We start from the raw sequence: 26,244 nt of genomic DNA on the forward strand, positions 1-26,244 counted from the left end.
GATGTACTACATTCCGGAGCATGGCTTCTGTCGATGTGGTGACTACCGGGGTGGGGCCCGGCCTTGTCGTCGTGCCCGGCATGACCCGCCGGGCGCGCCAAGACGACTGTCGTCCGCGAGGCGCGGGTCGTACGCGAGTTGGATTCCGACGGCGGCCGGTACGCGGCGATCGCGGCCCCGACGCTGCTGCTCGGCGGCGGGCGGTCCCCGGCGCACACGCAAACGGGTTTGACCTTGCTGGCGGACACGATTCCGGACTCGCGCCTCGTGCTGACGCCGGAATTGGACCATAATGCCCCAGACCTGAGTGCCCCGGCGGCGGTGGCGGAGCTCATTCGCGCGTGACGGTGATCGTGTTGATCGCCTCGGCTGGATACGCTGACGGGATGGGGATCAAGCAGGTGAGGCCGCTCACCACGACGCTGCCCTCCATCGCCTGGATTCCCCTCGCCCGCGCCCACGCCGAACGCGCCGACGAGATGACCGCGGGCCATCGCGAGCGGCGCGCCAGCGATGAGAAGCACGCCATCGAGGATTTCCTCTACGACTACTACGGCACCCGCCCGTCCCAGTTGCGCCGCTGGCATCCCGGCATCGGGACGGGCCTGGCGCCGGCCCCCTCCGGAGTGGCCGAGCATGCCGCGTGGAAGTTCTACGTCACCTATCCGGATGGTGTGGTAACTCTCGACCTGGACGCTTTCATGCACGCCCGCGGCGAAAGCGTCCGCTACATCCACGGCCTGCTGACCGCGACGTCGTCCCGCCCCGTTTTCTCCGGCTGTTTCGGGCTGCACGAGTGGGCGATGGTGTACCGCTCCCCCGACCACCGGCATCCGCTGCCGCTGCGGCTCGGCCAGGCCGAAACCGATCGCGTCGTGGAAGAACACCCCATCAGGTGTACGCACTACGACGCGTTCCGCTTCTTCACACCCGAGGCGGTCGGCCTGAATCGGCTGCAGCCCACCCGGGCCACCCAGGTCGACCTCGACCAGCCCGGGTGCCTGCACGCGGCGATGGACGTGCACAAATGGGCCCAGAAGCTGGGGCCGGCGGTGCCCGGGGCGCTGGCGCTGGATTGCTTCGCGCTGGCGACGGATATCCGGCTGCTCGACATGCAGGCGAGTCCGTACGACCTTTCGTCGTACGGCTACGAGCCGGTGAAGATCGAGACGCCGGAAGGCAAGGCGGAATACGTGGCCCGGCAGCGCGAGTTCGCGCGGCGGGCGGCGGCTTTGCGGGCCCGGCTGATCCGCGTCTGCGAGGAATTGCTGGGGCCGGAGGGTGCGGCCCGCAATCGTGAGGCCGTGGCGCCCTTCAATCGTCGCTGACCCAGCTCGCCGTCGTGGGCCGTCAGCGGGGGCCGGGCCAGCTCGCTTCGTGGTTGCCGGGGCGGTGCTCGCGGATCCAGGCGTCGACGTCATCGGCGAGCCAGATCTTGCCGAAGACGAGGTCGGCAACCGGCGCCGGGAAGTGGCTGTAGTGGGTGATCTCGTAGACACGTTGGCGACTGATGCCACCCAGACGCATCCGGATCTCGTGCGGGCCAACGAGATGTAGAGGCATACCAGCGACTATAGGCATGGGGCTAGAGCAAGGCAACCTTCACTCGCCCGGGTAGCGACGATTGCGCTTCGTCTCGCCGCGGCGTTTCTTGTCGGCTATGCGGCGCTCGACCGAGCCCTTCGTGGGGCGAGTCGCGCGCCGGGCCCGGGGCGGCGGGGCGATCGCCGAGGCGACCAGGCCGGCCAGGCGGTCCGCGGCGGCCTCGCGGTTGCGCAGCTGGGAGCGGTGCTCGGACGCCGTCACGGTCAGCACCCCCTGCACCAGCCGCGGCCCGAGGCGGCCCAGCGCCCGCTCCTTCAGGGTGGGCGGCAGCAGCGGCGAGCCGGCCACGTCCCAGGACAGCTCGACCCGCGAGTCGGTGGTGTTCACGCCCTGGCCGCCCGGGCCGCCGGAGCGGGAGAAGCGCCAGGCCAGCTCGGCCGCCGGAATGGTCAGGCGGTCGTTGACCCGGACATCCTCCAGCACGCGCCCAGCATCCCATCGGTACCTCCGGGGCGCCAGGCGATATCGATCATGCCCGACAACGGGCGGGACAGGGCAGTATGGGTGGGTGACGTCCCCAAGTGCGCCGGTTGTCACGACCGGCTATCCGTGGCCCATTGAAACCACGCGACTGGCGAACGGCCTCCGGGTCGTGGTCAGTTCGGACCGGAGTTCGCCGGTCGTCTGTGTCAATCTCTGGTACGACGTGGGCTCGCGGCACGAGCCGGACGGGCAGACCGGGTTCGCCCATCTCTTCGAGCACCTGATGTTCGAGGGGTCGGTGCATGTCCAGAAGACCGAGCACATGCGGCTGGTGCAGGGCAACGGCGGCTCGCTGAACGCGACGACGAACCCGGACCGGACCAACTACTTCGAGACGATGCCGTCCGAGCACCTCGAGTTGGCGCTGTGGCTCGAAGCGGACCGGATGGGCGGGCTGGTGCCGGCGCTCACCCAGGAGACGCTGGACAACCAGCGCGAGGTGGTGAAGAACGAGCGCCGCCAGCGGTACGACAACGTGCCGTACGGGGATGCCTGGCTGCGCCTGCTCGAGCTGCTCTACCCGGCGGGGCACCCGTACCACCACGCCACGATCGGGTCGATGGAGGACCTGAACGCGGCGAGCCTGGCGACCTTCAAGGCCTTCCACCAGCAGTATTACGCGCCGAACAACTGCGTGCTCACCGTCGTGGGCGATGCCGAACCGCAGCAGGTGTACGCGCTGGCGGAGAAGTACTTCGGGGCGCTCGCGCCGGCGCCGGACATCCCGCCGGCGCCGCCCGGGCACCTCGCCGGGCCGGCCACCACGCCGGTGCGCGAGACGGTGACGGCGGCGGTGCCCGCGGCGCGGCTCTACGTGGCGCACCGGACGCATCCGTTCGGCACCAAGGGGTACGACGCGGTCACCGTGCTCGCCACCGTGCTGGGCAACGGCCGGGGCAGCCGGCTCTACCAGCGGCTCGCCGACGGCAAGCGGATCGCCCAGCCGGACTACATCGGCTCGTACGGGGTGGACCTCGCGCACGCCCCGGCCCCGATCATCATCACCGCCACGGCGAAGGACGGCGTGGCCGTCGACGACCTCGAACAGGGGCTGGCCGAGGTGGTGGACAGCCTGGTGAGCGAGCCGGTGACCGAGGACGAGTTGGGCCGGGCCAAGGCGATGCTGACCACGGCCTGGTGGCGGTCGCTGTCCACGGTCGGCGGGCGGGCCGACACGCTGGGCCGGTACGCGACGCAGTTCGGCGACCCGGCGACGGTGGCGTACCGGCTGCCGCAGTGGCTGGCGATCACCGCCGACGACGTGACCGAGGCGGCCGCGTACGCACTGCGGCCGGAGTCCCGGGTCACCCTGACGTACCTGCCGGAGGAAACCGAGAGCAAGGAAGGGGAAAAGGCATGACGCTCGTCGCCAACCGCCCGGCGGCCGGCGCGGCCCGCCCGTACACGTTCCCGGAGATCCGCCGGGTCGCCGTGGCCGGTGGCACCGTGATCGCCGCCCACCTGCCCGGTCAGCTGCTGGCCAGCTCGATGCTGATGCTGGAGGCCGGCGCCGCGCACGAGAGCGCGGGCCGCGAGGGCACCGCCACGGTGCTCGCCAAGTCCCTGGAGGAGGGCACCAGGACCCGCGACTCGGCGGCCTACGCGCTCGCGCTCGAGGGCCTCGGCGCCGAGCTGTCCGCGGCCGTGGACTGGGATTCGTTCCGGGTCGGCGTCTCGGCGCCGGTGCCGCTGCTGCTCAGCGCCGTGCGTCTGGCCGCCGAGGCGGCCCGCACCCCGCGTCTCGACCCGGAGGATGTCACCCGGGTGCGCGACGACGAGGTGACCGCGCTGCGGATGGACTGGGCGCAGCCGGGCCCGCGCGCCGACGCGGCCCTGCGCGCCGACCTGTTCGGGACGGCCGACCGCTACGGCCGGCCGCTGCACGGCGACCCGGCCTCGGTGGCCGCGGTGACCGTGGACGACGTGGTCGCGTACCACGAGGCCTGGCTGCGGCGGCCGGGCGTGCTGCTGGTCGCCGGCGACCTCGACACGCTCGATCTCGCGGCGCTGGGCGAGGCGGCGTTCGCCGGCACGACCGGCGCCGAGATCGCTGCCGAGGGGCCGCTGGCCTGGGATGTCCGGCGGCAGCGGCGGGTGATTCTGGTGGACCGGCCGGGCAGCGTGCAGTCGACGCTGCGGATCGGCCACCGGGCGCCGGAGCGGGCCACCCCCGACTACGTGCCGATGACGCTGGCCGCGACGGTGCTGGGCGGCGCGTTCACGTCCCGGCTGAACCACCTGATCCGGGAGGTGCGCGGCTACACGTACGGCATCCGGGGAAGTTATGCGATGAGCCGGCGCTTCGGCCGCTTCGAGGTCGCCGCGGGGGTGCAGACGGCGGTGACCGTGCCGGCCATCACCGACACGATCGGCGAGATCGCCCGCACCCAGCTGGACGGGGTGACCGAGGACGAGCTGGCGGTGGCGCGCTCGTGGCGGGCCGGCCAGCTGTCGGTGGAGATGCAGACGCCGGGGGCGATCGTCGGGGCGCTGAGCACGCTGGTGCTGCACGACCTGCCGGACGACTACTACCCGACGCTGCGCCGGGAGTACCTGGAGGCGACCGTCGAGCAGGTGTCGAAGGCGGCCGCCGGCCATCTGCACCCGGAGGGCATGACCCTGGTGGTGGAGGGCGACGCCGCGGTGATCCGGGACGAGCTCACCGCCGCCGCCATCGGCGAGATGGTCGACGCCGAGATCTGACAAAACGGGCGGCCATGAGGATCACCAGCACGGCCCGGTGGAGGATCTTCGGGGTCGTGCTGGTGCTTCCGGGGCTGATCTGGGCGGTGATCCGCCTGTTCGGCCTCGAGCGCGGCTGGCTCGTCCAGCTGATGGCGTTCACGCCGTATGCCGCGGCGGCGGCCGTGGCGCCGGCGGTGATCGCGCTGGTGGGCCGGCGGTGGCTGATCGCCACGGTCGGCGCGGTCGCGGCGCTGGTGCTGGCCGGGTGCGTGCTTCCGCGGGCGATTCCGGACCGCGACCGTGGGCCCGCGACCGGGTTCGGCCTGACCGTTATGACGATCAACATGTATGTCGGGCAGGCTGATCCGAGTGCGATCGTGGGGCTCGTCCGCGAGGACGACGTGTCGATCCTGGCGGTGCAGGAGTTCACCGCGCCGGCCAGGGACGGGTTCGCGGCGGCCGGCCTCGGCAAGCTGCTCCCGTACAACGCGCTCGCGGACGACCCGGCGCACGGCACCACCGGGTCCGGGCTCTATTCGCGCTTTCCGATGAGCGGTCCGGGTGCCGAGCGGGGAAAGGGCGGAAACCTTCAGGCGTACGCGACGATTCAGCCCCCACAGGCCAGGGCGCTGGCCGTGGAATCGGCTCATCCGCTGGCCCCGTACGCGGAATCGGCTCTGCCCTTGTGGCGTGCGGATCTCGCGGCCGAACCCGTCCCGGAATCGCCGGGGCCGCTGCGGGTTCTGCTCGGGGATTTCAACTCGACGCTCGACCATGCGCCGGTGCGGGCGCTGATTCGGCGCGGCTATCGGGATGCGGCCGACGCGGTCGGCGCGGGGCTGGTGCCGACGTGGGGCACGCATGTTCCGCCGATCACGCTCGACCACGTTCTCGTCGACAAGCGGATCGGCGTACGCGAGGTGTCGGTGCATCGGGTCGCCGGGAGCGACCACCGGGCGGTGATCGCCACGCTGACCGTGCCGATGTCGTGAAGGTGTCGTGCAGGCTCGGTGCGAGCGTGGGCCGCGCCCGGCCGGTGGTCGATAGCGTCGCGTCATGACGATCATGGGGGTAGCGCCGGAGACCCGACCGGCCCGGAACCGACGAAGGGTTGCCGTGACCGTACTGATCTGGCTACTGATCCTGCCCGGCCTGCTGTGGGCGCTCGTCCGGCTCGGCGGTCTCGACCGCGGGCCGCTGGTGCAGTTGCTGTCCTTCACGCCGTACGTCGCGGCCTGGTCGCTGGTGCCCGCCGCGGTGGCACTGGGCACCCGGCGCTGGTCGGCCGCCGCGCTCGCGATCGTCGTCGTGGCGCTGTTCGCCTCCTTCGTGCTGCCGCGGGTCGTTGCGGGCGGGCGCGGGCCGACCGACGGCGTGCGGCTGCGGGTGATGACCAGCAATCTGCTGCTCGGCGGGGCGGACGCGAATGTCATCGTCGAGCTGGTCCGCGACCACGACGTCGACGTGCTGGCCGTGCAGGAGTTCACTCCGGACGCCAAGGACGCGCTGGCCAAGGCCGGTCTCGGCGACCTGTTGCCGTATGCGTCGCTGGCCGACGAGCCGGGCTCGCCGGGCTCCGGCCTCTACACCCGATTTCCCCTGCGCCAGGCGGGAAGCCAGCGCAATCAGGGTGGCTTCCAGCAGGCGTACGGGGTGATCGAGCCGCCCGGCGCGGGGACGCTGCTGGTCGAGTCGGCGCATCCGATGGCACCGTGGGCGCCGAAGGCCAACGGCGACTGGCGGCGGGACCTGGCCGCCGAGCCGGCGGCCGACCCGGGCGGCACTCCCCGGATCCTGCTGGGCGACTTCAATTCGACGCTCGACCACGCGCCGCTGCGGCAGCTGATCGCCACCGGCTACCGGGACGCCGGGGCGGCCACCGGGCAGGGCCTGGTGCCGACCTGGCCGTACGCGGAGCACCCGGGCATCCCCGGGGTCACCATCGACCACGTGCTCGTCGACCGGCGGATCGGCGTACGGCAGATGAGCGTGCATCGGATCCCGCGGAGCGACCACCGGGCCATCGTCGCGGAGTTGATCGTGCCGAAGGCATGATGGCTGTCGTGACCACCCCCACCGTCGTGACCACCCGCCTCGTCGCCACGAGCGACGCACCCGAACTGGCCGCCGTGCTCGCCGCGAACCGCGAGTTCCTCGCCCCCTACGAGCCGTTCCGGCCGGAGGAGTTCTACACCGCCGAGGGCCAGCGCACCTATCTGGAGGACGTGCTGCGGACGACCGCGGCCGGGCTGACCTTCCCGCACGTGATCGTCGACGGGGGCCGGATCGTCGGCCGGATCACCCTCAGCGGCATCACCCGCGGCCCGTTCCAGTCGGCGAGCGTCGGCTACTGGGTGGCCGAGTCGGCGAACGGGCGCGGCGTGGCCTCCGCGGCGCTGGCCCGGATCCTGCGGATCGCCTTCGACGAGCTGGGCCTGCACCGGGTCGAGGCGGGCACGATGGTGCACAACGCCGCGTCCCAGCGGGTGCTGCGGCGCAACGGGTTCCGCCAGTACGGGCTGGCGCCGCGCTACCTGAAGATCGACGGCGAGTGGCGGGACCACATCCTGTTCCAGCGGCTGGCCGACGACGAGTAAATCGGCTGCGGGGCCGCCATGGCGGCCCTATCATCGGCGGCATGATGCTGTGCTGGTCGATCACGACGACGCCGGAGAAGTCCCGGCGTTGCTGACCTAGTGCACACGACCCCGGGCGAGATGCCCGGGGCTTGGGGTCTCGCCTGCGTTGATCAAGGAGACCCCGCCATGCAAGCCGAAAACGTGCACGTCGACCATCGCAAGCTCGGGCGCGAGCTCGACCTCTTCGACTCCGACCCGCTGATCGGCGCCGGCCTGCCGTTCTGGCTGCCGGCCGGCGCGGCGGCCCGCCACGAGGTGGAGTCGTTCCTCTACGAGCTGGAGCGGCGCGCCGGCTACCAGCACGTCTACTCCCCCGCCCTGGGCAAGAAGCAGATGTACGAGTTGTCCGGGCACTGGAAGAACTTCGCCGACGACATGTTCCCGCCGATGGCGCTCGGCGGCGACGAACTGGTGCTGCGGCCGAGCCTGTGCCCGCACCACGCGCTGATCTTCAAGGCCCGGCAGCGGTCCTATCGCGACCTGCCGCTGCGGATCGCCGAGCTGGGGCCGATGTACCGGGCCGAGCGGTCGGGCGTGCTGGGCGGCCTGTCCCGGGTGCGCTCGATCCAGCTCAACGACTCGCACATCTTCTGCGCCCTGGACCAGGTCGGCTCCGAGGTGGCCGGGGTGTTGCGGCTGATGCGGGTCGCCCATCGGGCACTCGGCATGGAGCCCTCGTCGGTCCGGCTCTCGCTGCGGGGCGACGGCGGAAAATACGCGGGAAACGACGACATGTGGGAGCGGGCGTCGGCGCTGCTGCGGTCTGCACTGGATTTGTCCGAAATTTCGTATGAAGAGGTGGAAGGTGAGGCAGCCTTCTACGGCCCGAAGATCGACATCCAGATCGAGGATGCGGCCGGGCGGGAGTGGAGCCTGTCCACCATCCAGATCGACTTCCACATGCCGGCGCAGTTCGACCTGTCGTTCCGGAACGCCGCGGGCGAGCGGGAGCGGCCGGTGATGGTGCACCGCAGCCTGGCCGGGTCGATGGAGCGGCTCTTCGGGCATCTCATCGAGCTGCACGGCGGGGCGTTTCCGCTCTGGTACGCGCCGGTGCAGCTGGACGTGTTGCCGATCTCCGACGACCAGGCGGCGGCCGCGGGCGCCGTGCGGGACCGGGCGATCGAGGCGGGGCTGCGCGCGGAGGTCCACCACGACGGGTCGATCGGGGCACGCATTCGTGCGGCCGCCGACCGGAAGATCCCGTACGCGGGAATCGTCGGCAAGCGTGAGGCGGCGGACGGCCTGATCGCTCTTCGCCTGCGCGACGGACGTCAGTTGCCGGTGATGCCGGCGGCGGAGGCGATCGCGCTGATCGCCTCCGCCTCGGCCGAGTCTCAGGCGGGCGTGGACGTGCGGGCCAGGCCATAGGTCAGGGCGTCGACCAGCGCGACCCAGCTGGCCTCGACGATGTTCTCGTGCACGCCCACCGTGGTCCACTCGCGCTCGTGGTCGCCGGTCTCCAGCAGCACCCGGGTGACCGCGTTGGTGCCGTGGCTGCCCTCCAGGATGCGCACCTTGTAGTCGGTCAGCTCGACGGTCTTGAGCTGCGGGTAGTGCTGGGTCAATGCCACCCGCAGCGCCTCGTCGAGCGCGTTGACCGGGCCGACGCCCTCGGCGGTGGCGATCACCCGCTCGCCGCGGACGCGTACCTTCACGGTCGCCTCGGAGACCACCGCGCCGTCCTCGCGGTGCTCGACCAGCACCCGGTACGACTCGAGGGCGAACGGCCGGGCGTACGCCCGACCCGGCAACTCGCCGCGCACCAGCAGCTCGAACGAGGCGTCGGCGGCCTCGAACGACCAGCCGGCCGCCTCGAGGTCCTTGACCTTTTGGGTGATCGTGGAGAGTTCGTCCGGGTGGCCGGCCAGGTCCAGCCCGAGCTCCCTGCTCTTGAGCTCGATGCTGGCCCGGCCGGCCATCTCCGTCACCAGGATCCGCATGTCGTTGCCTACCACCGACGGGTCGACGTGGTTGTAGAGCAGCGGATCCACCTTGATCGCGCTCGCGTGCAACCCCGCCTTGTGAGCGAAAGCCGCGGCCCCGACGTAGGCCTGGTGGGTGTCGGGGGCGATGTTGGCGATCTCGGCGAGCGCGGTGGAGACCCGCGTCGCCTTCTCGAGGCACCCGTCCGGTAGGACCTGGAGCCCAAGCTTGAGCTGGACGTTGCTGACCGTGGCGAACAGGTCGGCGTTGCCGGGGCGCTCGCCGTACCCGTTCGCGGTGCACTGGAAATGCTTCACGCCCGCCTCGACCGCGGCGATCGTGTTCGCGACCGCGCAGGAGGTGTCGTTCTGGCAGTGGATGCCGAGCCGGTCGGCGGTCACGCCGGTCCGCTCGGTCACCTCCTGGATGGCCTTGGTGACCATCGACGGGAGCATGCCGCCGTTGGTGTCGCACATGACGACCCGCTCGGCGCCGCCCTCGAAGGCGGCCCGCACCACGCTCGCCGTGTACGCGGGGTCGTAGCGGAAGCCGTCGAAGAAGTGCTCGCAGTCGAGGAAGACCCGGCGGCCGTTCTCGACGAAGTACGCCACGGTGTCCCGGACCATCGCGAGGTTCTCCTCGCCGGTGGTGCGCAGCGCCCGCTCGACGTGCCGGATGTCCGACTTGGCGACCAGGCAGACCACCGGGGTCCCGGCGTCCAGCAGGGCCTGCACCTGCGGGTCCTTCGCCACGTCGACGCCGGCCTTGCGGGTCGCGCCGAACGCGACGAGCAGCGCGTTCCTGAGGTCGAGCTCGGTCTTGGCCCGTTCGAAGAACTCGGTGTCCTTGGGCATGGCGCCGGGCCAGCCGCCCTCGATGAAGCCCACGCCGAACTCGTCGAGCAGGCGCGCGACCGCCAGCTTGTCGGCGACCGAGTAGCTGATGCCCTCGCGCTGCCCGCCGTCTCGCAGGGTCGTGTCGAAGACCTGGTACTCCATGGGAGTCGTTTCCCTTCCGAGGATGTGGTGGCCCAACAAAAAGACCCCCCGCGGATGCGGGAGGTCTGCGCGTCGGCGAGGAGTCAGCCGGCGCGCTAGGTGCCAATAATGAGCACGAGACGGGTCACGGAATGAAGCATGCCACTAACGGCCTTCGTAGGAAGCCTTGTTCCACCTATCGAGACTAGGTTCAGGGGTGTGGTGACCGACTCATACCCCCGCAACCTCGGTTTCTCCGCTACCTACAACTTCCGCGACGTCGGCGGATACACCGGTCTCGACGGCCGCACGGTGCGCTGGCGACGACTGTTCCGCTCGGACGCGCTGCACCGGCTCGGCGACGCGGACGAGATGGCGTTTGCCCAGCTGGGCGTACGTACGGTGATCGACCTGCGGCGCCCGCTGGAGGTCGAGAAGTTCGGCCGGGTGCCCGAGCGCTACGGCCTGGACTACCACCACCTGGTGCTCAACCACATCGACTGGGAGACGATCGAGCAGCCCCTGCTCGAGAACCAGGAGCGGTGGCTGGCCGACCGCTACCTGAACTTCGCCGAGGACGGCCGGGCGGCGCTGCGCACCTCGCTGCAGGTGATCGCCGACCCGCGCCGGGCCCCGGTGATCGTGCATTGCATGGCCGGCAAGGACCGCACGGGCACGGTGTGCGCGCTGGCGCTGGCCCTGCTCGGGGTGTCCGACGAGGACATCGCCGCCGACTATGCGCTGACCACCGCGGCGATGCGACGGCTGACCGACTACCTGCTGAAGGTGAACCCGGAAGCGGTCAACGGCAACGAGCACATGTTCGACTCGCCGCCCGGCGCGATGCTGTTGTTCCTCGACGACCTGCGCGCGCTGCACGGGTCGATCGAGGACTACGTCCGCGAGATCGGCCTCACCGACGACGAGGTCGCGTCGATGAGGGCCCACCTCCTGACGGACTAGAAGACGCGGTGCACCCAGCCGAACGGATCCGCGGCCCGGCCGCGCTGGATGTCGACCAGTTCCTTGCGCAGGCCCATGGTGACCTCGCCCGAGCCGCCGTCGGCGACGGTGAACTCGAAGTCCGGCGACTTGACCGTGCCGATCGGCGTGATCACGGCGGCGGTGCCGCAGGCGAAGGCCTCGCGGATGCGGCCGGACGCGGCGCCCTCGCGCCACTCGTCCATGCTCACCGGGCGCTCGACCACCTGGCGGCCGGCCCGGTAGGCGAGCTGGATCACCGAGTCGCGGGTGATGCCGGGCAGGATCGTGCCGCTCAGCGGCGGGGTGGCCAGGCTGCCGTCGTCGAGCACGAAGAATACGTTCATGCCGCCGAGCTCGTCGATGTACTTCCGCTGCACCGCGTCGAGGTAGACGACCTGGTCGCAGCCGTTCTCGATGGCCTCGGCCTGCGCCGACAAGCCGGCCGCGTAGTTGCCGCCGCACTTGGCCGCGCCGGTGCCGCCGGGCGCCGCGCGGGTGTAGTCGGGGCTGACCCACACCGACACCGGCTTGACGCCGCCGGAGAAGTAGGCGCCGACCGGCGAGGCGATCACCAGGTACAGGTACTCGAGGGACGGGCGCACACCGAGGAAGACCTCGCTCGCGTACGCGAACGGCCGCAGGTAGAGGCTGCCCTCCTCGCTCTGCGGGATCCAGTCCCGGTCGATCCGGATGATCTCGCGCAGCGACTGGAGGAAGGCCGCCTGCGGGAGCGCGGGCATCGCCATCCGCTGCGCCGACTGGGCGAACCGTGCCGCGTTGGCGTCCGGCCGGAACATGGCGACGCCGCCGTCGGCCATCTTGTACGCCTTGAGCCCCTCGAAGATCTCCTGCGCGTAATGCAGCACCGCGGAGGCCGGGTCGATCGAGATCGGCGCTCGGGCCTCCACCCGGGCGTCATACCAGCCCTTGCCCTCCGCATACCGCACCGTGACCATGTGGTCGGTGAAGACGCGGCCGAAACCGGGGTTGACCAGCAGCGCATCGCGCTCGGCCAGGCTCACCGGCGCCGGGTTCGGACGGATCTCGAAGTCGAGGTTGTCACCACCACTCATGGCGAATAGACCTGCCTATCTGGAAAGAATGAGGGCACGCTTCAGCTGCAGTGCCACGAAGATACCCCGAACGCCCGTTAAGACAACGGGGGTGAAGTGACCCGACAGTAGGGTCAGAGCGCGGCGGCCACCCGGTCGCCGACCTCGGCGGTACGCAGCGGGGCCCCCGCGGTGCGGGACGCGACCTCGGCGGCGACCGCCTCGGATACTCGGCGGCCCTCGTCGTGGTGGCCCAGGTGCTCGAGCAGCAGCGAAGCCGACAGGATGGCCGCGGCCGGGTCGGCGATGCCCTGGCCGGCGATGTCCGGCGCGGAGCCGTGCACCGGCTCGAAGGTCGACGGGTACTTGCGCTCCGGGTTGACGGAGCCGCTGGCCGCCATGCCGATGCCGCCGGTCACGGCCGCGGCGATGTCGGTGATGATGTCACCGAAGAGGTTGTCGGTCACGATCACGTCGTACCGCTGCGGGTTGCTGACCATGAACATGCAGGCCGCGTCGACGTGCTGGTACTCCGTGGTGACCTCGGGGAACTCGGCGGCGACGGCGGCGAACGTGCGCGCCCAGAGGCTGCCGGCCTTGGTCAGGACGTTGGTCTTGTGCACGAGGGTGAGGTGCCGCCGGTCGCGGCGCTGGGCGCGGGCGAACGCGTCCCGCACGACCCGCTCGACGCCGTGCCGGGTGTTCAGGCTCTCCTCGGTGGCGATCTCGGCGGGGGTGTCCTTGTGCAGGACACCGCCGGCGCCGACGTAGAGACCCTCGGTGCCCTCGCGGACCACGACCATGTCGATCTCGCCGGGCTTCACGCCGGCCAGCGGGCTGGTGGTGCCGGGCCAGAGCTTGGAGGGGCGCAGGTTCACATACTGGTCGAAGTCGAAGCGCAGCTTGAGCAGCAGGCCCCGCTCGAGGACGCCCGGCGGCACGCTCGGGTCGCCGATCGCGCCGAGCAGGATGGCGTCGTGCCGGGCCAACTCGTCCTCGATCGCCTGCGGGAGGACCTCGCCGGTGCGGTTGTAGAAGCGGGCGCCCAGGTCGTAGTCGTTGAACTCGGTGCCGGGCAGCACGGCCTCGATCACCTTCCGCGCCTGCGCGGTCACCTCGGTCCCGATGCCGTCGCCGGCCACCACCGCGATCCGCGCCACGCTCACGTCCTGCTCCCTCACCTAGAAGACCCGACCAGGCTAGCCGCGCGTCCCGATCTTCGGGCGGTGAGTCCCACCAGGTGAGCGAAATCAGCCCCCGCACCGCGGCAAACGGTGCGGGGGCTGATGCGACGAGTACGCGTGGCTCGGTCCCGCCGGATACACACAGCCGACCGGCTCGCGGCGGTGGACGCGTCACCCGAAGACGAACCCACCGGCGGGCCGTGCGGCAGGGACAACGCTAGCGATGCGGACTAATGACGCGCAAGACGCATCCCCCGCGTGTCGTCGCGCCGCTTCCCGCGTGTCGTGCTCGGTGATGGCACCATGCGCCGGTGAGTTTCGACCTAGTGGTGTGGGCGATGGACAAAACGGACCCGCCGGACGCCGTGCGGGCCGCCAATGCGCGCTGTGCGCGCGGAGAGCACCCGCAGCGCCCGGCCGACCCCCGTGTCGTCGCCTTCTATGACGCCCTGACCAGCGATTACCCGGATCGCGGCCCGCGCGCCTCGGCGGCCGGCTCGCCGTGGGCGGTGGCCCCGCTGCACGCCGCCGCCGACCACATCGAGATGCGGCTGCAGGACGACTGCCCGGATGTGGTGCTCGAGACGATCGAGCGGCTGGCCGGCGAGCTGAATCTGGACCTGCTCGACCTGCAGGACGGGACGGTCTATCCGCCACCCGCCCGGGTGCGCTAGCGCCTTTGCTCAGCGAGCGCCTTTGCTCAGAAGGCGCGCAGGTCGACCACGCTGCCGCGGGACGAGCCGATCTGCTCGGCCACCGTGGTCAGCAGCTCGGCGTCGATCGAGGAGTCGACGGTCAGCGTCATCAGCGCCTCGCCGTGATACTCGCGGCGGGCCACCTGCATGGCGGCGATGTTGACGCCCGCCTCGCCGAGCAGGGTGCCGATCGCGCCGATCACGCCGGGCCGGTCGAGGTAGCGGAAGAACAGCAGCACCCCGTCCGCGGTCAGGTCCAGATCGAAGTCGTCGACGCCGGTGAGCTTGCTGATCTCGCGGGTGGCGGTCAGCGTGAGGGTGCCCGCGACGCTCACCGTGCGGCCGTCGGGCAGCGCGCCGCGTACGGTAACCAGGTTTTGATGTTCCGCCGGCTCGTCGCTGACCAGCAGCTCCACCTCGACGCCGCGGTCGGCGGCCAGCTGCGGGGCGTTGACGTAGGTGACCCGCTCGTCGACCACCGAGGCGAACAGGCCCTTGGTGGCGGCCAGCTTGAGCACCTTCACGTCGTGCGTGACGATCTCGCCGCGCACCTCGACCGCCACGTTCGCGGCCACGCCCCCGGCCACCGCCGTGAACACCCGGCCGAGCTTCTCGGCGAGCGCGAGCAAGGGGCGTACGTCCTCGTCCACCACCCCACCGGCCTGCACGTTCACCGCGTCCGGCACGAACTCGCCCTGCAACGCGAGCTTGACGCTGCGGGCCACCGCGAGGCCGGCCTTGTCCTGCGCCTCCACGGTCGAGGCGCCCAGGTGCGGGGTGACCACGACGTTGTCGAAGCCGAACAGCGGCGACTCGGTGACCGGCTCGGTGACGAACACGTCCAGCCCGGCCCCGGCCACCCGGCCCTCGCGCAGCGCGACGGCCAGCGCCTGCTCGTCGACCAGCCCGCCGCGCGCCGCGTTCACGATCCGGACGCCGGGCTTGACCAGGGCGAGCTCCTTCTCGCCGATCAGCCCGAAGGTCTCCGGCGTACGCGGCAGGTGCACCGAGATGAAGTCGCTCTCCCGCAGCAGCTCCTCGAGCCCGACCAGGCGCACCCCGAGCTGGGCGGCCCGAGCCGGCTGGACGTACGGGTCGTACGCGATCAGCCGGGTGCCGAACGACGCCATCCGCTGCGCGAACAGCACCCCGATCCGGCCCAGCCCGACCACGCCCACGGTCTTGCCCTGCAGCTCGACGCCGGTGTAGCGGGACCGCTTCCACTGCCCGCTCTTGAGCGACGCGTTGGCGGTGGCGGTGTGCCGGGCGGTCGACAACAGCAGCGCGATCGCCTGCTCGGCGGCCGAAACGATGTTGCTGGTCGGCGCGTTGACCACCATGACGCCGCGCGCGGTGGCGCTCGGCACGTCGACGTTGTCCAGCCCGACGCCGGCCCGGGCGATCACCTTGAGCGAGCCGCCGGCCGCGATCACCTCGGCGTCGACCCGGGTGGCGCTGCGCACGATCAGCGCATCCGCCTCGGCGACGGCGGCGAGCAGGGCCGGCCGATCGGTGCCGTCGACGTTGCGCACGTCGAAGTCGAACGCAAGCACATCAATGGCGGACGGAGCGAGTTCCTCGGCGATCAGAACGACGGGAGTCAATGCGCCTCCATCCGTGTCGCGGCCCTCGTATCGTGCCCGCCGAGTCCGCCGTCATGGCATATCTATGTGATCGGCGTCACATCTAGAGGTCTTGGGCCGGGCCCGCCCGGCGGCCGGAGTCGGGGCTGTTGTTGCGGCTCGCGGCCCAGGCACGCCGGGGACCTGTCCGACGCTCGTACGATCGGAGCTGCTGAAGAGAAACGCCCAGCCGGACCACGACCTCGGCAACGCAGCGCGACCGAACTATGCGACGCGGCGGGGGATGGCGGCTCGGTCGATCGGCGGGGCTGCCGACAGGCCCGCGGCGACCCGCCCGTCCGGCTGGCGGAAGCTGAGGGCCTCGGCGTCCAGCGCGTCGTAGAGCAGGTCCAGGTCGAGCGTGCCGACGGGCGGGTAGAGGCGTTCCTTCGGCGGCTCCTGGCCGATGCCGAGGGCGCCCTGCTCGACCATGAAGTCGACGATCGCCTGGCGGACCGACGGCAGGGTCACCGGCGAGTGGTAGAGGACGTTGAGGGCCTGCATGCGCATGCCCTGGACGTGCTCCTCGCCCTTGTTGTCGTGGAAGTGCGGGTTGCGGGTCTCGATCTGCAGGACCGGGACCGAGTTGGCCATCACGTCCGCGCTGGTGCTTTCCAGCACGCCGCCGAACTGCTCGAACAGATCGAGATACTCGTACGGCTCGACCGCGAACCCGCCGGCCAGCCGCAGCTTGAGGCCAAGGTCGAGGGTCATCGCGTGCTCGCCCGCGTTGCCGGTCGCGATCACCTCGGTGCCGAAGCCGGAATACTCGGCGAGGAAGCGGTTCAGCCACTCGTTGGTGATCTCCGAGCTGCGGCCGCGGCGGCTGAAGAACAGCCGGCCGTCGCGCAGCTTGGGCTTGGAGTGCCAGGAGATCCGGACCATCGCGTACGGCGAATCGGCCAGGTGCAGCCCGGCGGCGTAGACCTTGCAGTACTCGTGGACCGAGCCGGGCACGTAGTTGTCCGCATCCACGTAGCCCAGGTGGCGGCGGCCGGTCATCGCGGCCAGGGCCATCCCGATCAGCATGGCCTCGCCCTTGCCGGACCGGACCAGCCCGCCGTCGTCGATCAGCTCGGACATCCCGGCCGCCTTGAACGCGCCGGCCACGCCGGGGTCGCGCTGGTGGACGGTGATCGCCGAGCGGCCGGCGAGCCGGCAGAACTGCTCGACGGTCTGCGCCTCGATCTCGTATCGGTCGACCGGGGCCCGGTCGCTGTTCGACACCAGAACAATGAGGCAATCGTGGGGAATGCCGGAGAGCACTCCCTCGATCACGCCGCGTGCCTCATTCATGCAGGGCACGACGATTACCATTTGCGATTCGACCGCGTGTAACTCGTCGGGAGCCACAATACGACTGCCAGCCCCCGCCGACATGCCCGAGTCCAACTCGATGACCCGCTGCAGCTCATGAATCCGGACAGCGCCGAAGCGCTCACTCCGGAAAGAATCAGCCAGTCGCATGCGGCCGAAGATACCCGCCGAAGACCACCTTCCAGTACCTGAATGGCACACAATTCTATTTCGGCGCCAAGCAGGTAAGCGGGACGTAACGTGGACGTTTCCGTTTAACGACGACGCCCGGTTTCATCCGACATAGCGGGCGAAACCGGGCGGCAACCTACGGCACGCCGTGGACTCCGCGATCGCCCCGCCGATGAGGAGACAGTCGGTTTTCCGGCGTCGCGGGGTTTGCGGCGCCGGGAAACCGCCTGGCTCCTCATCAGCCCCGAAGGGGCGATCGCCCGCGGAGCGAAGCGGAGCCAGCCAGCTATGCGGTTTCGGTGATCGGGCGGTCGACCCAGCTCATCATCCCGCGGAGCTTGCGGCCGGTGACCTCGATCGGGTGGTTGGCGCCCTGCTCGCGGTACTTGGTCAGCAGCGGGCGGCCGTTGTCGTCGTCCTCGATCAGCTGGCGGGTGAACTCGCCGGACTGGATGTCGGCGAGGATCCGCTTCATCTCCGCCTTGGTCTCCTGGGTGATCACCCGCGGGCCGCTGACGTAGTCGCCGAACTCGGCGGTGTCCGAGATGCTGTAGCGCATCCGGGAGATGCCGCCCTCGTACATCAGGTCGACGATCAGCTTGAGCTCGTGCAGGCACTCGAAGTACGCGATCTCGGGCGCGTAGCCGGCCTCGGTGAGCACCTCGAAGCCGGTCTGCACCAGCGCCGCGGTGCCGCCGCAGAGAACCGCCTGCTCGCCGAAGAGGTCGGTCTCGGTCTCCTCCTTGAAGGTGGTCTTGATGACGCCCGCGCGGGCGCCGCCGATCGCCTTCGCGTAGGAGAGCGCGAGCGCGAGGCCCTCGCCGGTCGGGTCCTGCTCGACAGCGACCAGGCAGGGCACGCCCTTGCCGTCGACGTACTGGCGGCGCACCAGGTGGCCGGGGCCCTTGGGGGCGACCATCGCGACGGTCACGTCGGCCGGCGGCTTGATCAGCTCGAACCGGATGTTGAGGCCGTGCCCGAAGAACAGCGCCTTGCCGGCGGTCAGGTGCGGGGCGATCGACTCGGCGTAGATCTTGCGCTGCGCGGTGTCCGGCGCGAGCACCATGATCACGTCGGCCCAGGCGGACGCCTCGGCCGGGGTCTTGACCTCGAGGCCCTGCTCCTCGGCCTTGGCCCGGCTCTTCGAGCCCTCCTGCAGGCCGACCACCACCTCGACGCCCGAGTCGCGCAGCGACAGCGAGTGGGCGTGGCCCTGGCTGCCGAATCCGATCACGGCGACCTTCTTGCCCTGAATGATCGACAGGTCGGCGTCGTCGTCGTAGAAAACTTCCGCGGTCATTTTGGATCCTTGAGTCTTTAGTCCGGATAAGGGCGGCGGTGGGGTGGTCGGATGGGCTTTCGGGCTCTGATTAGGCGGCGCGGAGCGCCGGGCCGGTCGTGATGGAGCGGGAGCCGCGGCCGATGGCCACCAGGCCCGACTGCACCATCTCCTTGATGCCGTACGGCTCGAGGTCGCGCAGCAACGCGTCCAGTTTGTCGGGGTTACCCGTCGCCTCGATGGTGAGGGTGTCCGGCGCGACGTCGATCACCTTCGCCCGGAACAGCTCGACCGTCTCGAGGACCTGGCTTCGCTGCGCACGATCGGCGCGCACCTTGACCAGCAGAAGCTCCCGCTGGACCGACTGCTGCGGGTCCAGCTCGACGATCTTGAGGACGTTCACCAGCTTGTTGAGCTGCTTGGTCACCTGCTCCAGGGGTGAGGAGTCGGCGTTGACCACGATCGTGATGCGGGAGACGTCCGGGTTCTCCGTCTCGCCCACCGCCAGGGAGTCGATGTTGAAGCTGCGCCGGGAGAAGAGCCCGCTCACCCGGGCGAGCACGCCGGGCTTGTTCTCGACCAGCACGGACAGGGTGTGCTTGTTCATGGTTACAGGTCGTCCTCGTCGAAGCTGGGGCGCACGTCCCGGGCGAACATGATCTCATCGTTGCTGGTGCCGGCCGCGACCATCGGCCAGACCATGGCGTCCTTGCCGACCGTGAAGTCGATGACCACGGGCGCGTCGTTGATCTCCATGGCCTGCTGGATGATCTTGTCGACGTCGGCCTTCGACTCGCAGCGCAGCCCGATGCAGCCGAGCGCCTCGGCCAGCTTCACGAAGTCGGGGATGCGGTGCTTGTGCGTGCCCAGCTCGGTGTTGGAGTAGCGGCCGTCGTAGAACAGCGTCTGCCACTGCCGGACCATGCCGAGGTTGCCGTTGTTGATCACGGCGATCTTGACCGGGATGCCCTCCAGAGCGCAGGTGGCCAGCTCCTGGTTGGTCATCTGGAAGCAGCCGTCGCCGTCGATCGCCCACACCGCGGTGTCCGGGCGGCCCACCTTGGCGCCCATCGCGGCCGGCACGGCGTAGCCCATCGTGCCGGCGCCGCCCGAGTTCAGCCAGGTGCCCGGCTTCTCGTACTTGATGAACTGGGAGGCCCACATCTGGTGCTGCCCAACGCCGGCCACGTAAATCGCGTCCGGGCCGACCAGCTCGCCGATCCGCTCGATCACGTACTGCGGGGCGAGCGAGCCGTCGGTCGGCTCCTCGTAGCCCAGCGGGTAGCGCTCGCGGAGCTCGTTCAGCGTGGCCCACCACGACTCGTACTGGGCGGCGCCGCCGGCCGTGGCCGAGACCGCCGCGATCAGCTCGTCGATCACGTGCCGGGCGTCGCCCACGATCGGGACGTCGGCGTGCCGGTTCTTGCCGATCTCGGCCGGGTCGATGTCGGCGTGCACGACCTTGGCGTCCGGGGCGAACGAGTCGAGCTTGCCGGTGACCCGGTCGTCGAACCGGGCGCCCAGGGTGATCAGCAGGTCGGACTTCTGCAGCGCGTAGACCGCCGGGACCGTGCCGTGCATGCCGGGCATGCCCAGGTGCTGCGGGTGCGAGTCGGGGAAGGCGCCCAGCGCCATCAGCGTGGTGACCACCGGGATGCCGGTGAGCTCGGCCAGCTTGCGCAGCCCGTCGGTGGCGCCGGCCTTGAGCACGCCGCCGCCGACGTACAGGATCGGGCGGCGGGCCTGGGCGATCAGCCGGGCGGCCTCGCGAATCTGCTTGCCGTGCGGGTGCAGGGTGGGCCGGTAGCCGGGCAGGTCGAGGGTGGGCGGCCAGGCGAACGTGGTCGGCGCCTGCAGCACGTCCTTCGGGATGTCGACCAGGACCGGGCCGGGCCGGCCGGTGGCCGCCAGGTGGAACGCCTCGGCCAGGATCCGCGGCAGCTCCTCGGCGTTCTGCACGAGGAAGTTGTGCTTGGTGATCGGCAGCGTGATGCCCTGGATGTCCGCCTCCTGGAAGGCGTCCGTGCCGATCGCGGGCCGGGCCACCTGGCCGGTGATCGCGACGATCGGCACCGAGTCCATGTACGCGTCGGCGATCGGCGTGACCAGGTTGGTCGCGCCCGGTCCGCTGGTCGCGATGCAGACGCCGACCTTGCCGGTGGCCTGCGCGTAGCCGGTCGCGGCGTGCCCGGCGCCCTGCTCGTGGCGGACCAGGATGTGCCGCACCTTCGAGTCGTAGAGCGGGTCGTACGCCGGCAGGATCGCCCCGCCCGGAATGCCGAACGCGACCTCGACCCCGAGCGCCTCGAGCGACCGAACGAGAGCGCCGGCGCCGGAGGTGGGCACCGGGGAAGCTACGGCCGGCGCGGCAGCGGCCGCGACGGTGGCCGGATTGGCTCGGTGGGCGAGAGTCTCGGGAGTGGGTCTCGTCATGGCTTATCGAACCTTCTCGGGATGGTCGTACCGGTACTTGAGCAACAAAAAAGGCCCCAAGTGCTGTGAAGCACGGGACCTAGCGCACTCGCCATGATCGGCGGGTGCGCTCACATAAGTACTCGGGACGCGAAGCACATGGCCCTAAGGTTGCCCCATCTCACTCGGCGAGTCAACTGATCCCACATTTTGATCACCGACGAGTGCCCCGAACGCGGGATCCGTCGGCAGCACCGCCCTGAGCTGCTTCATTCCCGGTCCGAGGGTGACCACCTGGCTGCGCGCCGTGGCGCCCTTCGGTGGATCGTTCCGTGGGATCGGGGCCGGCCGGATGCCGGTGCGCAGGCTGTGCAGCTGGGCCTCGAGATGCTCGGCCGGGACGCCCCAGCCGAACAGCGAGCCCTGCCCGAGCCGGCAGCCCGCCTCCTCGACGGCCGTCCGCTGCGCCGGGGTGCCGATGCCCTCGGCCAGCACCTCCAGCCCGAGCCGGTGCCCGAGGCGGACGACCACGTCGACCAGCGGCGCCGCCGTGCCGGTGCGCGACTCCGGCTCGGCCACCAGGGCATGGTCGATCTTGAGGATGTCGACCGGGAGCGTCCGCAACTGCCCGAGCGACGAGTAGCCGGCGCCGAAGTCGTCCAGCGCCACCCGGACGCCGGTGGCGCGCAGCGCGGCCAGCCGGCTGACCAGTTCCTCCAAGTCGGTGGCCACGGCGTGCTCGGTCACCTCGAGCACCAGCCGCTGCGGCGGCACGCCGTGCTCGGCCAGCACGTCGGCGACCTGGCCGGCGTAGTCGGCGGCGTGCAGCTCCTTGGGCGAGAGGTTGACCGACACCCAGACGTCGTGCCCCTTGGCCAGCCAGTCGGCGAGCTGGGCGACGGCCTGGGCGAGCACCCACGAGCCGATCCGGTTGATCAGGCCGGACTCCTCCGCGACCGGGATGAACTCGTCCGGCCGGACCGCACCGAGGGTCGGGTGGTGCCAGCGCAGCAGGGCCTCGGCGCCGACCGGCCGCATCGAGGGCAGCGCGACCACCGGCTGGAACACCAGGCGCAGCTGGTCGCGGTCGATCGCGTGGCGCAGCTCGCTCTCCAGCGTGCCGCGGCGGCGCAGCAGCTCGTCGTACCGCGCCTGGTAGCGCTCGACGCGGTTCTTCCCGCGCTGCTTGGCGTACCGCAGGGCCAGGTCGGCGTCCCGGATCAGCTCGCCGGTGTCGGCCACGCCCAGGCTGGCCGAGAGAAAGACCGAACCACCATCGACCTCGTACGGCTCGCCCAGCACCGCCAGCAGCCGGTGCGCCGTGAGCATCGCCTCATCGGCCGTTCCGTGCATGAGCACCGCGAACTCGTCGCCGCCCAGCCGGGCCGCCACGTCGCCGTCCAGCAGGTTGCGGCGCAGTCGCTCGCCCACCTCGGCCAGCACCGCGTCACCGACGTCGTGCCCGCGCATGTCGTTGACCGTCTTGAAGCCGTCCAGGTCGATGCCGACCAGCACCAGCGGCTCGTCCGGGCACTCGCACGCGCGCAGCGCCCGCTGCAGGCCGCGCCGGTTGGCCAGGCCGGTCAGCGGGTCGGTGTGCGCCAGCTCGCGGAAGTGCGCCTCGCTCTGGCGCAGCCGCAGCGTGTACCGCCGGACGTCGCCGAGCGCCAGATACTGCCGGCCGACCAGCGCGAAGCCCTCGACGCTGACGCCGAGGAAGGCGTAGAGGCCGAACGACCCGCCCTGGGCCAGGTGGAAGCCGAGCGCGCCGACCATCGCGACCATCGGCACCACCGCGTACGCCGTGCCGCGCTCGCTCAGGTCGCCGACCACCTCGACCGGCTGGTCGGCCGCCTTCACCGCGTGCGCGATCAGGGACAGCCCGGCCGGCAACAGCAGCGAGCCGGACAGCTGCCACTGGTCGCGGCCCTGGCAGATGCCGCCGGCCAGGGCGACCGTGGCCGCGGCCACCAGGGTCACGCCGGTGGCCACCCGGACCGTGGTCAGCCGGGGCCGGTGCGCGTGCAGCGCCAGCACGACGGTGAGGCCGAGCGAGATGACCAGCAGGCCGGTCGGGATCAACAGCGACGGGCAGGCCATCGGGGTGGCGTCGCCGAGGAGGTGGGTGGGCTCGGCGAGCAGCGCCCAGCCGACGAACCAGATGGCGGCCGCGATCACCAGGCCGTCGAGCAGGTGGCGGACGGCCGCGCCCGGGCTCTCCGCCGCGCCCGGCAGCATCGCCGTGCCGACGAGGAGGGCGAGAATGCCGATCGCGGCGCCGATCGCCACCGCCGAGCCCAGGTGGAGCCGGGGCGGCGGGGCGTCGCTGAGCATCGCGCTCAGCGCGCCGGCGAGCGCCGCGGCGGTGGCCACCGCGCCGCCCAGGGCGAGAATGAGATGCGCCCGGCGGGCCGCGCCGGTGTGCCGGCGGCCGGAATTGCCCAGCAGGGCGACCGCCGGGACGGCGAGCAGCAGGCCCACGGTCCCGGCCAGCTCCACGCCGGACGGTGATTGCACGGGAACACTGTGCCGGATGTCGATGGAATTGGGCACCCCCGAAAGCCCGCGATATCCCGAGCTGTGGACGGCGGTGGCCGCATGCCCTTGCCGCGGTGGCACTATGAGGGGATGCCTGACCTGCGCTCCCGGACCTCGACCCACGGTCGGACCATGGCCGGCGCGCGTGCCCTGTGGCGCGCTACCGGGATGACCGACGACGACTTCGGCAAGCCCATCGTGGCCATTGCCAACAGCTATACGCAGTTCGTACCGGGGCATGTGCACCTGAAAGACCTGGGCGGCATCGTCGCCGACGCGGTGGCCGCGGCCGGCGGCGTCGGGCGCGAGTTCAACACGATCGCGGTGGACGACGGCATCGCGATGGGCCACGGCGGCATGCTCTACTCGCTGCCCAGCCGCGAGCTGATCGCCGACGCGGTCGAGTACATGGTGAACGCGCACTGCGCCGACGCCCTGGTCTGCATCTCGAACTGCGACAAGATCACGCCGGGCATGCTGATCGCCGCGCTGCGGCTCAACATCCCCACGGTGTTCGTCTCCGGCGGCCCGATGGAGGCCGGCAAGACGGTCGCGATCGAGGGCATCGTGCACGAAAAACTCGACCTGATCGACGCGATGAGCGCCTCGGCGAACGAGAACGTGACCGACGAGCAGCTCGGCACGATCGAGCGCTCGGCCTGCCCGACCTGCGGCTCGTGCTCCGGCATGTTCACCGCGAACTCGATGAACTGCCTGACCGAGGCGATCGGCCTGGCGCTGCCCGGCAACGGCTCGACGCTGGCCACGCACGCCTCCCGCCGCGCGCTCTTCGAGCAGGCCGGCCAGCTGATCGTCGAGATCGCCAAGGACTACTACGAGAAGAACGACGAGTCGGTGCTGCCGCGCAGCATCGCCGGCCGGTCGGCCTTCGAGAACGCGGTGGCCCTCGACGTGGCGATGGGCGGCTCGACCAACACGGTGCTGCACCTGCTGGCCGCGGCCCGCGAGGCCGAGCTGGACTTCAGCGTGGCCGACATCGACGCGATCTCCCGCCGGGTGCCGTGCCTGGCCAAGGTCGCGCCGAACAGCGTGAAGTACCACATGGAGGACGTGCACCGGGCCGGCGGCATCCCCGCCCTGCTCGGTGAGCTGCACCGCGGCGGGGCGCTCAAGACCGACGTGCGCTCCGTCCATTCGCGCGATCTGTCGAGCTGGCTGGGCAAATGGGACATCCGCTCCGAAAACCCCAGCGAAGAAGCCCTTGAGCTCTACCACGCGGCCCCCGGCGGCGTCCGCACGACGCAGCCGTTCAGCACCACGAACCGCTGGGCGACGCTGGACACGGACGGCGAGAACGGCTGCATCCGGAGCGTGGATCACGCGTACACGGTCGATGGTGGTCTGGCGATCCTGTTCGGCAACCTCGCGCCCGACGGCTGCGTGGTGAAGACGGCCGGCGTCGACGAGTCGCTGTGGAAGTTCACCGGCCCGGCCCGCGTCTTCGAGTCGCAGGATGCCGCGGTCGAGGGCATCCTCGGCAAGCAGGTGGTCGAGGGCGACGTCGTGGTGATCCGCTACGAGGGCCCGCGGGGCGGCCCCGGCATGCAGGAGATGCTCTACCCGACGAGCTTCCTGAAGGGCCGCGGCCTCGGCAAGGCGTGCGCGCTGATCACCGACGGCCGCTTCTCCGGCGGCACCAGCGGCCTGTCCATCGGCCACATCTCCCCCGAGGCGGCGTCCGGCGGCCTGATCGCCCTGGTCGAGACCGGCGACGAGATCACCATCGACATCCCGGGCCGCGGCATCACGCTCAACGTCGACGACGAGACGCTGGCCCAGCGCCGCCACGAGCAGGAGCGCCGCGCCAAGCCGTACACGCCGGCCGATCGGGTGCGCCCGGTCTCCGCGGCCCTGCGGGCCTATGCCTCGATGGCCACGAGCGCTTCCGACGGCGCCTACCGCCGCGTTCCGGAATAAACCGCAGATACCGTACGCGTGGCGGGGCGACAACCGCACAACGGCAGAACCCGGTTCCGCGCACCGGCCAGGTGCGTGGTCCGGGCCGCCGGCCGCTTCCGGCCGGTGTGGTGGGTTACTCCGCGGCGGTCACCGCGGCGAGGCGGCTCAGGGTGGCCTTCATGACGGTGGCCAGGTCGAGCTCGTCGGCGCCGGTCAGCCACCGCTCCCAGGCGACCCGGAAGACGGCGATGCCGGCCTCCGCCGCCAGGCTCGCATCGGCCGCCGGCACGCCCCGCCGGCGCAGCTCCTCGGCCAGCGCGGCGGCGATCCTCGCCATCTTGATGAGCTCGCGCTCGCGCAACTCCGCGTTCGTGTCGATCAGCGATTGCCGCTGCCGCGACCACGAGCGGTCACGCCCTAGCAGCTCCGCCGCCGCATCGAGGGCGGCCGCGACCGTGCGCATCGGCCCGCCCGTTGCCGGCGCCGCGTCGAGCGCCTCGACCATGTGGGTCAGCAGCCGCTCCGAGCCGGCGAAGAGCACCTCGCGCTTGTCCGCGAAGTGCCGGAAGAACGTGCGCGCGGTCAGCCCGGCCTCGGCGGCGATCTCCGCGACCGTCGTCTGCTCGTAGCCCCGCTCGACGTACAGCCGCATCGCCGCCCCGCTGAGGCGGCCGGCCGCGTCTCCCTCCCACCGTCCCACACGGTGATTCTAGTCATGTCACACGGTGACATCACCGTGCTAGCGTGGGTGATGT

The 26,244-nt window shown here is 70.9% G+C and carries 23 protein-coding genes; 11 read left to right on the plus strand and 12 right to left on the minus strand.

The features are described 5' to 3' along the window. The first annotated feature begins 138 nt into the window (after positions 1 to 138). Both IH26_RS0111640 and IH26_RS0111645 read left to right on the plus strand, forming a co-directional pair. Entirely contained in the window at positions 139 to 345 is a 207-nt protein-coding gene (locus tag IH26_RS0111640) for an alpha/beta fold hydrolase (RefSeq protein ID WP_030436167.1), read from the plus strand. A gap of 41 nt (positions 346 to 386) precedes the next feature. Then, positions 387 to 1,328 carry a hypothetical protein gene (locus IH26_RS0111645; protein ID WP_030436168.1) on the plus strand — a complete coding sequence of 314 codons (942 nt, stop codon included), beginning with the start codon at positions 387 to 389 and terminating at the stop codon, positions 1,326 to 1,328. A gap of 22 nt (positions 1,329 to 1,350) precedes the next feature. Here the strand turns inward: IH26_RS0111645 and IH26_RS0111650 are convergent, their stop codons facing one another. Continuing rightward, a complete protein-coding gene (locus tag IH26_RS0111650) occupies positions 1,351 to 1,563 on the minus strand; it encodes a hypothetical protein (protein ID WP_084598793.1) in 213 nt (70 codons plus the stop codon). A gap of 39 nt (positions 1,564 to 1,602) precedes the next feature. Further along, complete coding sequence (gene arfB / locus IH26_RS0111655) at positions 1,603 to 2,028, minus strand: alternative ribosome rescue aminoacyl-tRNA hydrolase ArfB (RefSeq protein WP_425394377.1); 426 nt, start codon at positions 2,026 to 2,028, stop codon at positions 1,603 to 1,605. Positions 2,029 to 2,113: 85 nt separating this feature from the next. Between arfB and IH26_RS0111660 the strand changes: the two genes are divergently transcribed. The 6 genes from IH26_RS0111660 to thrS all read left to right on the plus strand — a co-directional run bounded on the left by IH26_RS0111660 (position 2,114) and on the right by thrS (position 8,783). Beyond that, positions 2,114 to 3,448 (plus strand): M16 family metallopeptidase, encoded by a 1,335-nt coding sequence (locus tag IH26_RS0111660; protein WP_030436171.1) that lies wholly within the window; start codon positions 2,114 to 2,116, stop codon positions 3,446 to 3,448. Beyond that, a complete protein-coding gene (locus IH26_RS0111665; RefSeq protein WP_030436172.1) occupies positions 3,445 to 4,791 on the plus strand; it encodes a M16 family metallopeptidase in 1,347 nt (448 codons plus the stop codon). Before IH26_RS0111660 ends, IH26_RS0111665 begins: the two co-directional genes overlap by 4 nt. A 14-nt stretch (positions 4,792 to 4,805) precedes the next feature. After that, positions 4,806 to 5,765: an endonuclease/exonuclease/phosphatase family protein gene (locus IH26_RS0111670; RefSeq protein ID WP_051807977.1), complete on the plus strand. Its 960-nt coding sequence runs from the start codon at positions 4,806 to 4,808 to the stop codon at positions 5,763 to 5,765. 64 nt (positions 5,766 to 5,829) lie between these two features. Further along, positions 5,830 to 6,828, plus strand: a complete 999-nt coding sequence (locus tag IH26_RS0111675; protein WP_030436174.1) for an endonuclease/exonuclease/phosphatase family protein — start codon at positions 5,830 to 5,832, stop codon at positions 6,826 to 6,828. An 8-nt stretch (positions 6,829 to 6,836) separates the two neighbouring features. Then, positions 6,837 to 7,370, plus strand: coding sequence for a GNAT family N-acetyltransferase (locus IH26_RS0111680; RefSeq protein ID WP_245665119.1), 534 nt, complete (start codon positions 6,837 to 6,839; stop codon positions 7,368 to 7,370). 168 nt (positions 7,371 to 7,538) lie between these two features. Then, a complete protein-coding gene (thrS, locus tag IH26_RS0111685) occupies positions 7,539 to 8,783 on the plus strand; it encodes a threonine--tRNA ligase (protein WP_030436176.1) in 1,245 nt (414 codons plus the stop codon). Here the strand turns inward: thrS and cimA are convergent. After that, positions 8,750 to 10,336 carry a citramalate synthase gene (gene cimA, locus IH26_RS0111690; RefSeq protein WP_030436177.1) on the minus strand — a complete coding sequence of 529 codons (1,587 nt, stop codon included), beginning with the start codon at positions 10,334 to 10,336 and terminating at the stop codon, positions 8,750 to 8,752. The two genes, thrS and cimA, sit on opposite strands and share 34 nt — an antisense overlap. 198 nt (positions 10,337 to 10,534) lie before the next feature. Here cimA and IH26_RS0111695 point away from each other — a divergent pair, with 198 nt between their 5' ends. Further along, entirely contained in the window at positions 10,535 to 11,278 is a 744-nt protein-coding gene (locus IH26_RS0111695; protein WP_030436178.1) for a tyrosine-protein phosphatase, read from the plus strand. Here the strand turns inward: IH26_RS0111695 and IH26_RS0111700 are convergent. After that, positions 11,275 to 12,372 (minus strand): branched-chain amino acid aminotransferase, encoded by a 1,098-nt coding sequence (locus IH26_RS0111700; RefSeq protein ID WP_030436179.1) that lies wholly within the window; start codon positions 12,370 to 12,372, stop codon positions 11,275 to 11,277. The two genes, IH26_RS0111695 and IH26_RS0111700, sit on opposite strands and share 4 nt — an antisense overlap. Positions 12,373 to 12,485: 113 nt before the next feature. Beyond that, complete coding sequence (locus IH26_RS0111705) at positions 12,486 to 13,511, minus strand: 3-isopropylmalate dehydrogenase (RefSeq protein ID WP_030436180.1); 1,026 nt, start codon at positions 13,509 to 13,511, stop codon at positions 12,486 to 12,488. Between the two features lie 335 nt (positions 13,512 to 13,846). Here IH26_RS0111705 and IH26_RS0111710 point away from each other — a divergent pair, with 335 nt between their 5' ends. Continuing rightward, positions 13,847 to 14,209 carry a hypothetical protein gene (locus tag IH26_RS0111710; RefSeq protein ID WP_030436181.1) on the plus strand — a complete coding sequence of 121 codons (363 nt, stop codon included), beginning with the start codon at positions 13,847 to 13,849 and terminating at the stop codon, positions 14,207 to 14,209. Positions 14,210 to 14,235: 26 nt separating this feature from the next. Here the strand turns inward: IH26_RS0111710 and serA are convergent, their stop codons facing one another. The 6 genes from serA to IH26_RS0111740 form a co-directional block, all read right to left on the minus strand. Further along, complete coding sequence (gene serA, locus IH26_RS0111715) at positions 14,236 to 15,834, minus strand: phosphoglycerate dehydrogenase (protein WP_030436182.1); 1,599 nt, start codon at positions 15,832 to 15,834, stop codon at positions 14,236 to 14,238. A gap of 243 nt (positions 15,835 to 16,077) precedes the next feature. After that, positions 16,078 to 17,319, minus strand: a complete 1,242-nt coding sequence (gene mpgS, locus IH26_RS0111720; RefSeq protein WP_034214738.1) for a mannosyl-3-phosphoglycerate synthase — start codon at positions 17,317 to 17,319, stop codon at positions 16,078 to 16,080. A gap of 307 nt (positions 17,320 to 17,626) precedes the next feature. After that, on the minus strand, positions 17,627 to 18,640 hold the full coding sequence (gene ilvC / locus IH26_RS0111725; protein WP_030436184.1) for a ketol-acid reductoisomerase: 1,014 nt from the start codon (positions 18,638 to 18,640) through the stop codon (positions 17,627 to 17,629). Positions 18,641 to 18,710: 70 nt separating this feature from the next. Continuing rightward, positions 18,711 to 19,226, minus strand: coding sequence for an acetolactate synthase small subunit (gene ilvN / locus IH26_RS0111730; protein WP_030436185.1), 516 nt, complete (start codon positions 19,224 to 19,226; stop codon positions 18,711 to 18,713). 2 nt (positions 19,227 to 19,228) lie between these two features. After that, the gene (locus tag IH26_RS0111735; RefSeq protein ID WP_030436186.1) at positions 19,229 to 21,052 is read right to left on the minus strand and encodes an acetolactate synthase large subunit; all 1,824 of its coding nucleotides are present in this window, start codon (positions 21,050 to 21,052) and stop codon (positions 19,229 to 19,231) included. Positions 21,053 to 21,196: 144 nt separating this feature from the next. Further along, complete coding sequence (locus IH26_RS0111740; RefSeq protein ID WP_245665121.1) at positions 21,197 to 23,548, minus strand: putative bifunctional diguanylate cyclase/phosphodiesterase; 2,352 nt, start codon at positions 23,546 to 23,548, stop codon at positions 21,197 to 21,199. Positions 23,549 to 23,659: 111 nt separating this feature from the next. Between IH26_RS0111740 and ilvD the strand changes: the two genes are divergently transcribed. After that, positions 23,660 to 25,507, plus strand: a complete 1,848-nt coding sequence (ilvD, locus tag IH26_RS0111745; protein ID WP_030436188.1) for a dihydroxy-acid dehydratase — start codon at positions 23,660 to 23,662, stop codon at positions 25,505 to 25,507. Between the two features lie 115 nt (positions 25,508 to 25,622). Here the strand turns inward: ilvD and IH26_RS0111750 are convergent, their stop codons facing one another. Then, positions 25,623 to 26,189 carry a TetR/AcrR family transcriptional regulator gene (locus IH26_RS0111750; protein WP_030436189.1) on the minus strand — a complete coding sequence of 189 codons (567 nt, stop codon included), beginning with the start codon at positions 26,187 to 26,189 and terminating at the stop codon, positions 25,623 to 25,625. Between the last annotated feature and the right edge of the window lie 55 nt (positions 26,190 to 26,244).

This window comes from Actinoplanes subtropicus (genome assembly GCF_000721705.1).
Classification (GTDB): Bacteria; Actinomycetota; Actinomycetes; order Mycobacteriales; family Micromonosporaceae; genus Actinoplanes; species Actinoplanes subtropicus.

What these genes read in the sequence shown, in the direction of transcription:
- IH26_RS0111670 (WP_051807977.1), top strand. Translation starts at nt 4,806, where the DNA reads ATGAGGATCACCAGCACGGCCCGGTGGAGGATCTTCGGGGTCGTGCTG.
- IH26_RS0111665 (WP_030436172.1), top strand. Translation starts at nt 3,445, where the DNA reads ATGACGCTCGTCGCCAACCGCCCGGCGGCCGGCGCGGCCCGCCCGTAC.
- mpgS (WP_034214738.1), bottom strand. Translation starts at nt 17,319, where the DNA reads ATGCGACTGGCTGATTCTTTCCGGAGTGAGCGCTTCGGCGCTGTCCGG.
- IH26_RS0111645 (WP_030436168.1), top strand. Translation starts at nt 387, where the DNA reads ATGGGGATCAAGCAGGTGAGGCCGCTCACCACGACGCTGCCCTCCATC.
- IH26_RS0111675 (WP_030436174.1), top strand. Translation starts at nt 5,830, where the DNA reads ATGACGATCATGGGGGTAGCGCCGGAGACCCGACCGGCCCGGAACCGA.
- thrS (WP_030436176.1), top strand. Translation starts at nt 7,539, where the DNA reads ATGCAAGCCGAAAACGTGCACGTCGACCATCGCAAGCTCGGGCGCGAG.
- ilvD (WP_030436188.1), top strand. Translation starts at nt 23,660, where the DNA reads ATGCCTGACCTGCGCTCCCGGACCTCGACCCACGGTCGGACCATGGCC.
- IH26_RS0111735 (WP_030436186.1), bottom strand. Translation starts at nt 21,052, where the DNA reads ATGACGAGACCCACTCCCGAGACTCTCGCCCACCGAGCCAATCCGGCC.
- ilvN (WP_030436185.1), bottom strand. Translation starts at nt 19,226, where the DNA reads ATGAACAAGCACACCCTGTCCGTGCTGGTCGAGAACAAGCCCGGCGTG.
- IH26_RS0111700 (WP_030436179.1), bottom strand. Translation starts at nt 12,372, where the DNA reads ATGAGTGGTGGTGACAACCTCGACTTCGAGATCCGTCCGAACCCGGCG.
- cimA (WP_030436177.1), bottom strand. Translation starts at nt 10,336, where the DNA reads ATGGAGTACCAGGTCTTCGACACGACCCTGCGAGACGGCGGGCAGCGC.
- IH26_RS0111650 (WP_084598793.1), bottom strand. Translation starts at nt 1,563, where the DNA reads ATGCCTCTACATCTCGTTGGCCCGCACGAGATCCGGATGCGTCTGGGT.
- ilvC (WP_030436184.1), bottom strand. Translation starts at nt 18,640, where the DNA reads ATGACCGCGGAAGTTTTCTACGACGACGACGCCGACCTGTCGATCATT.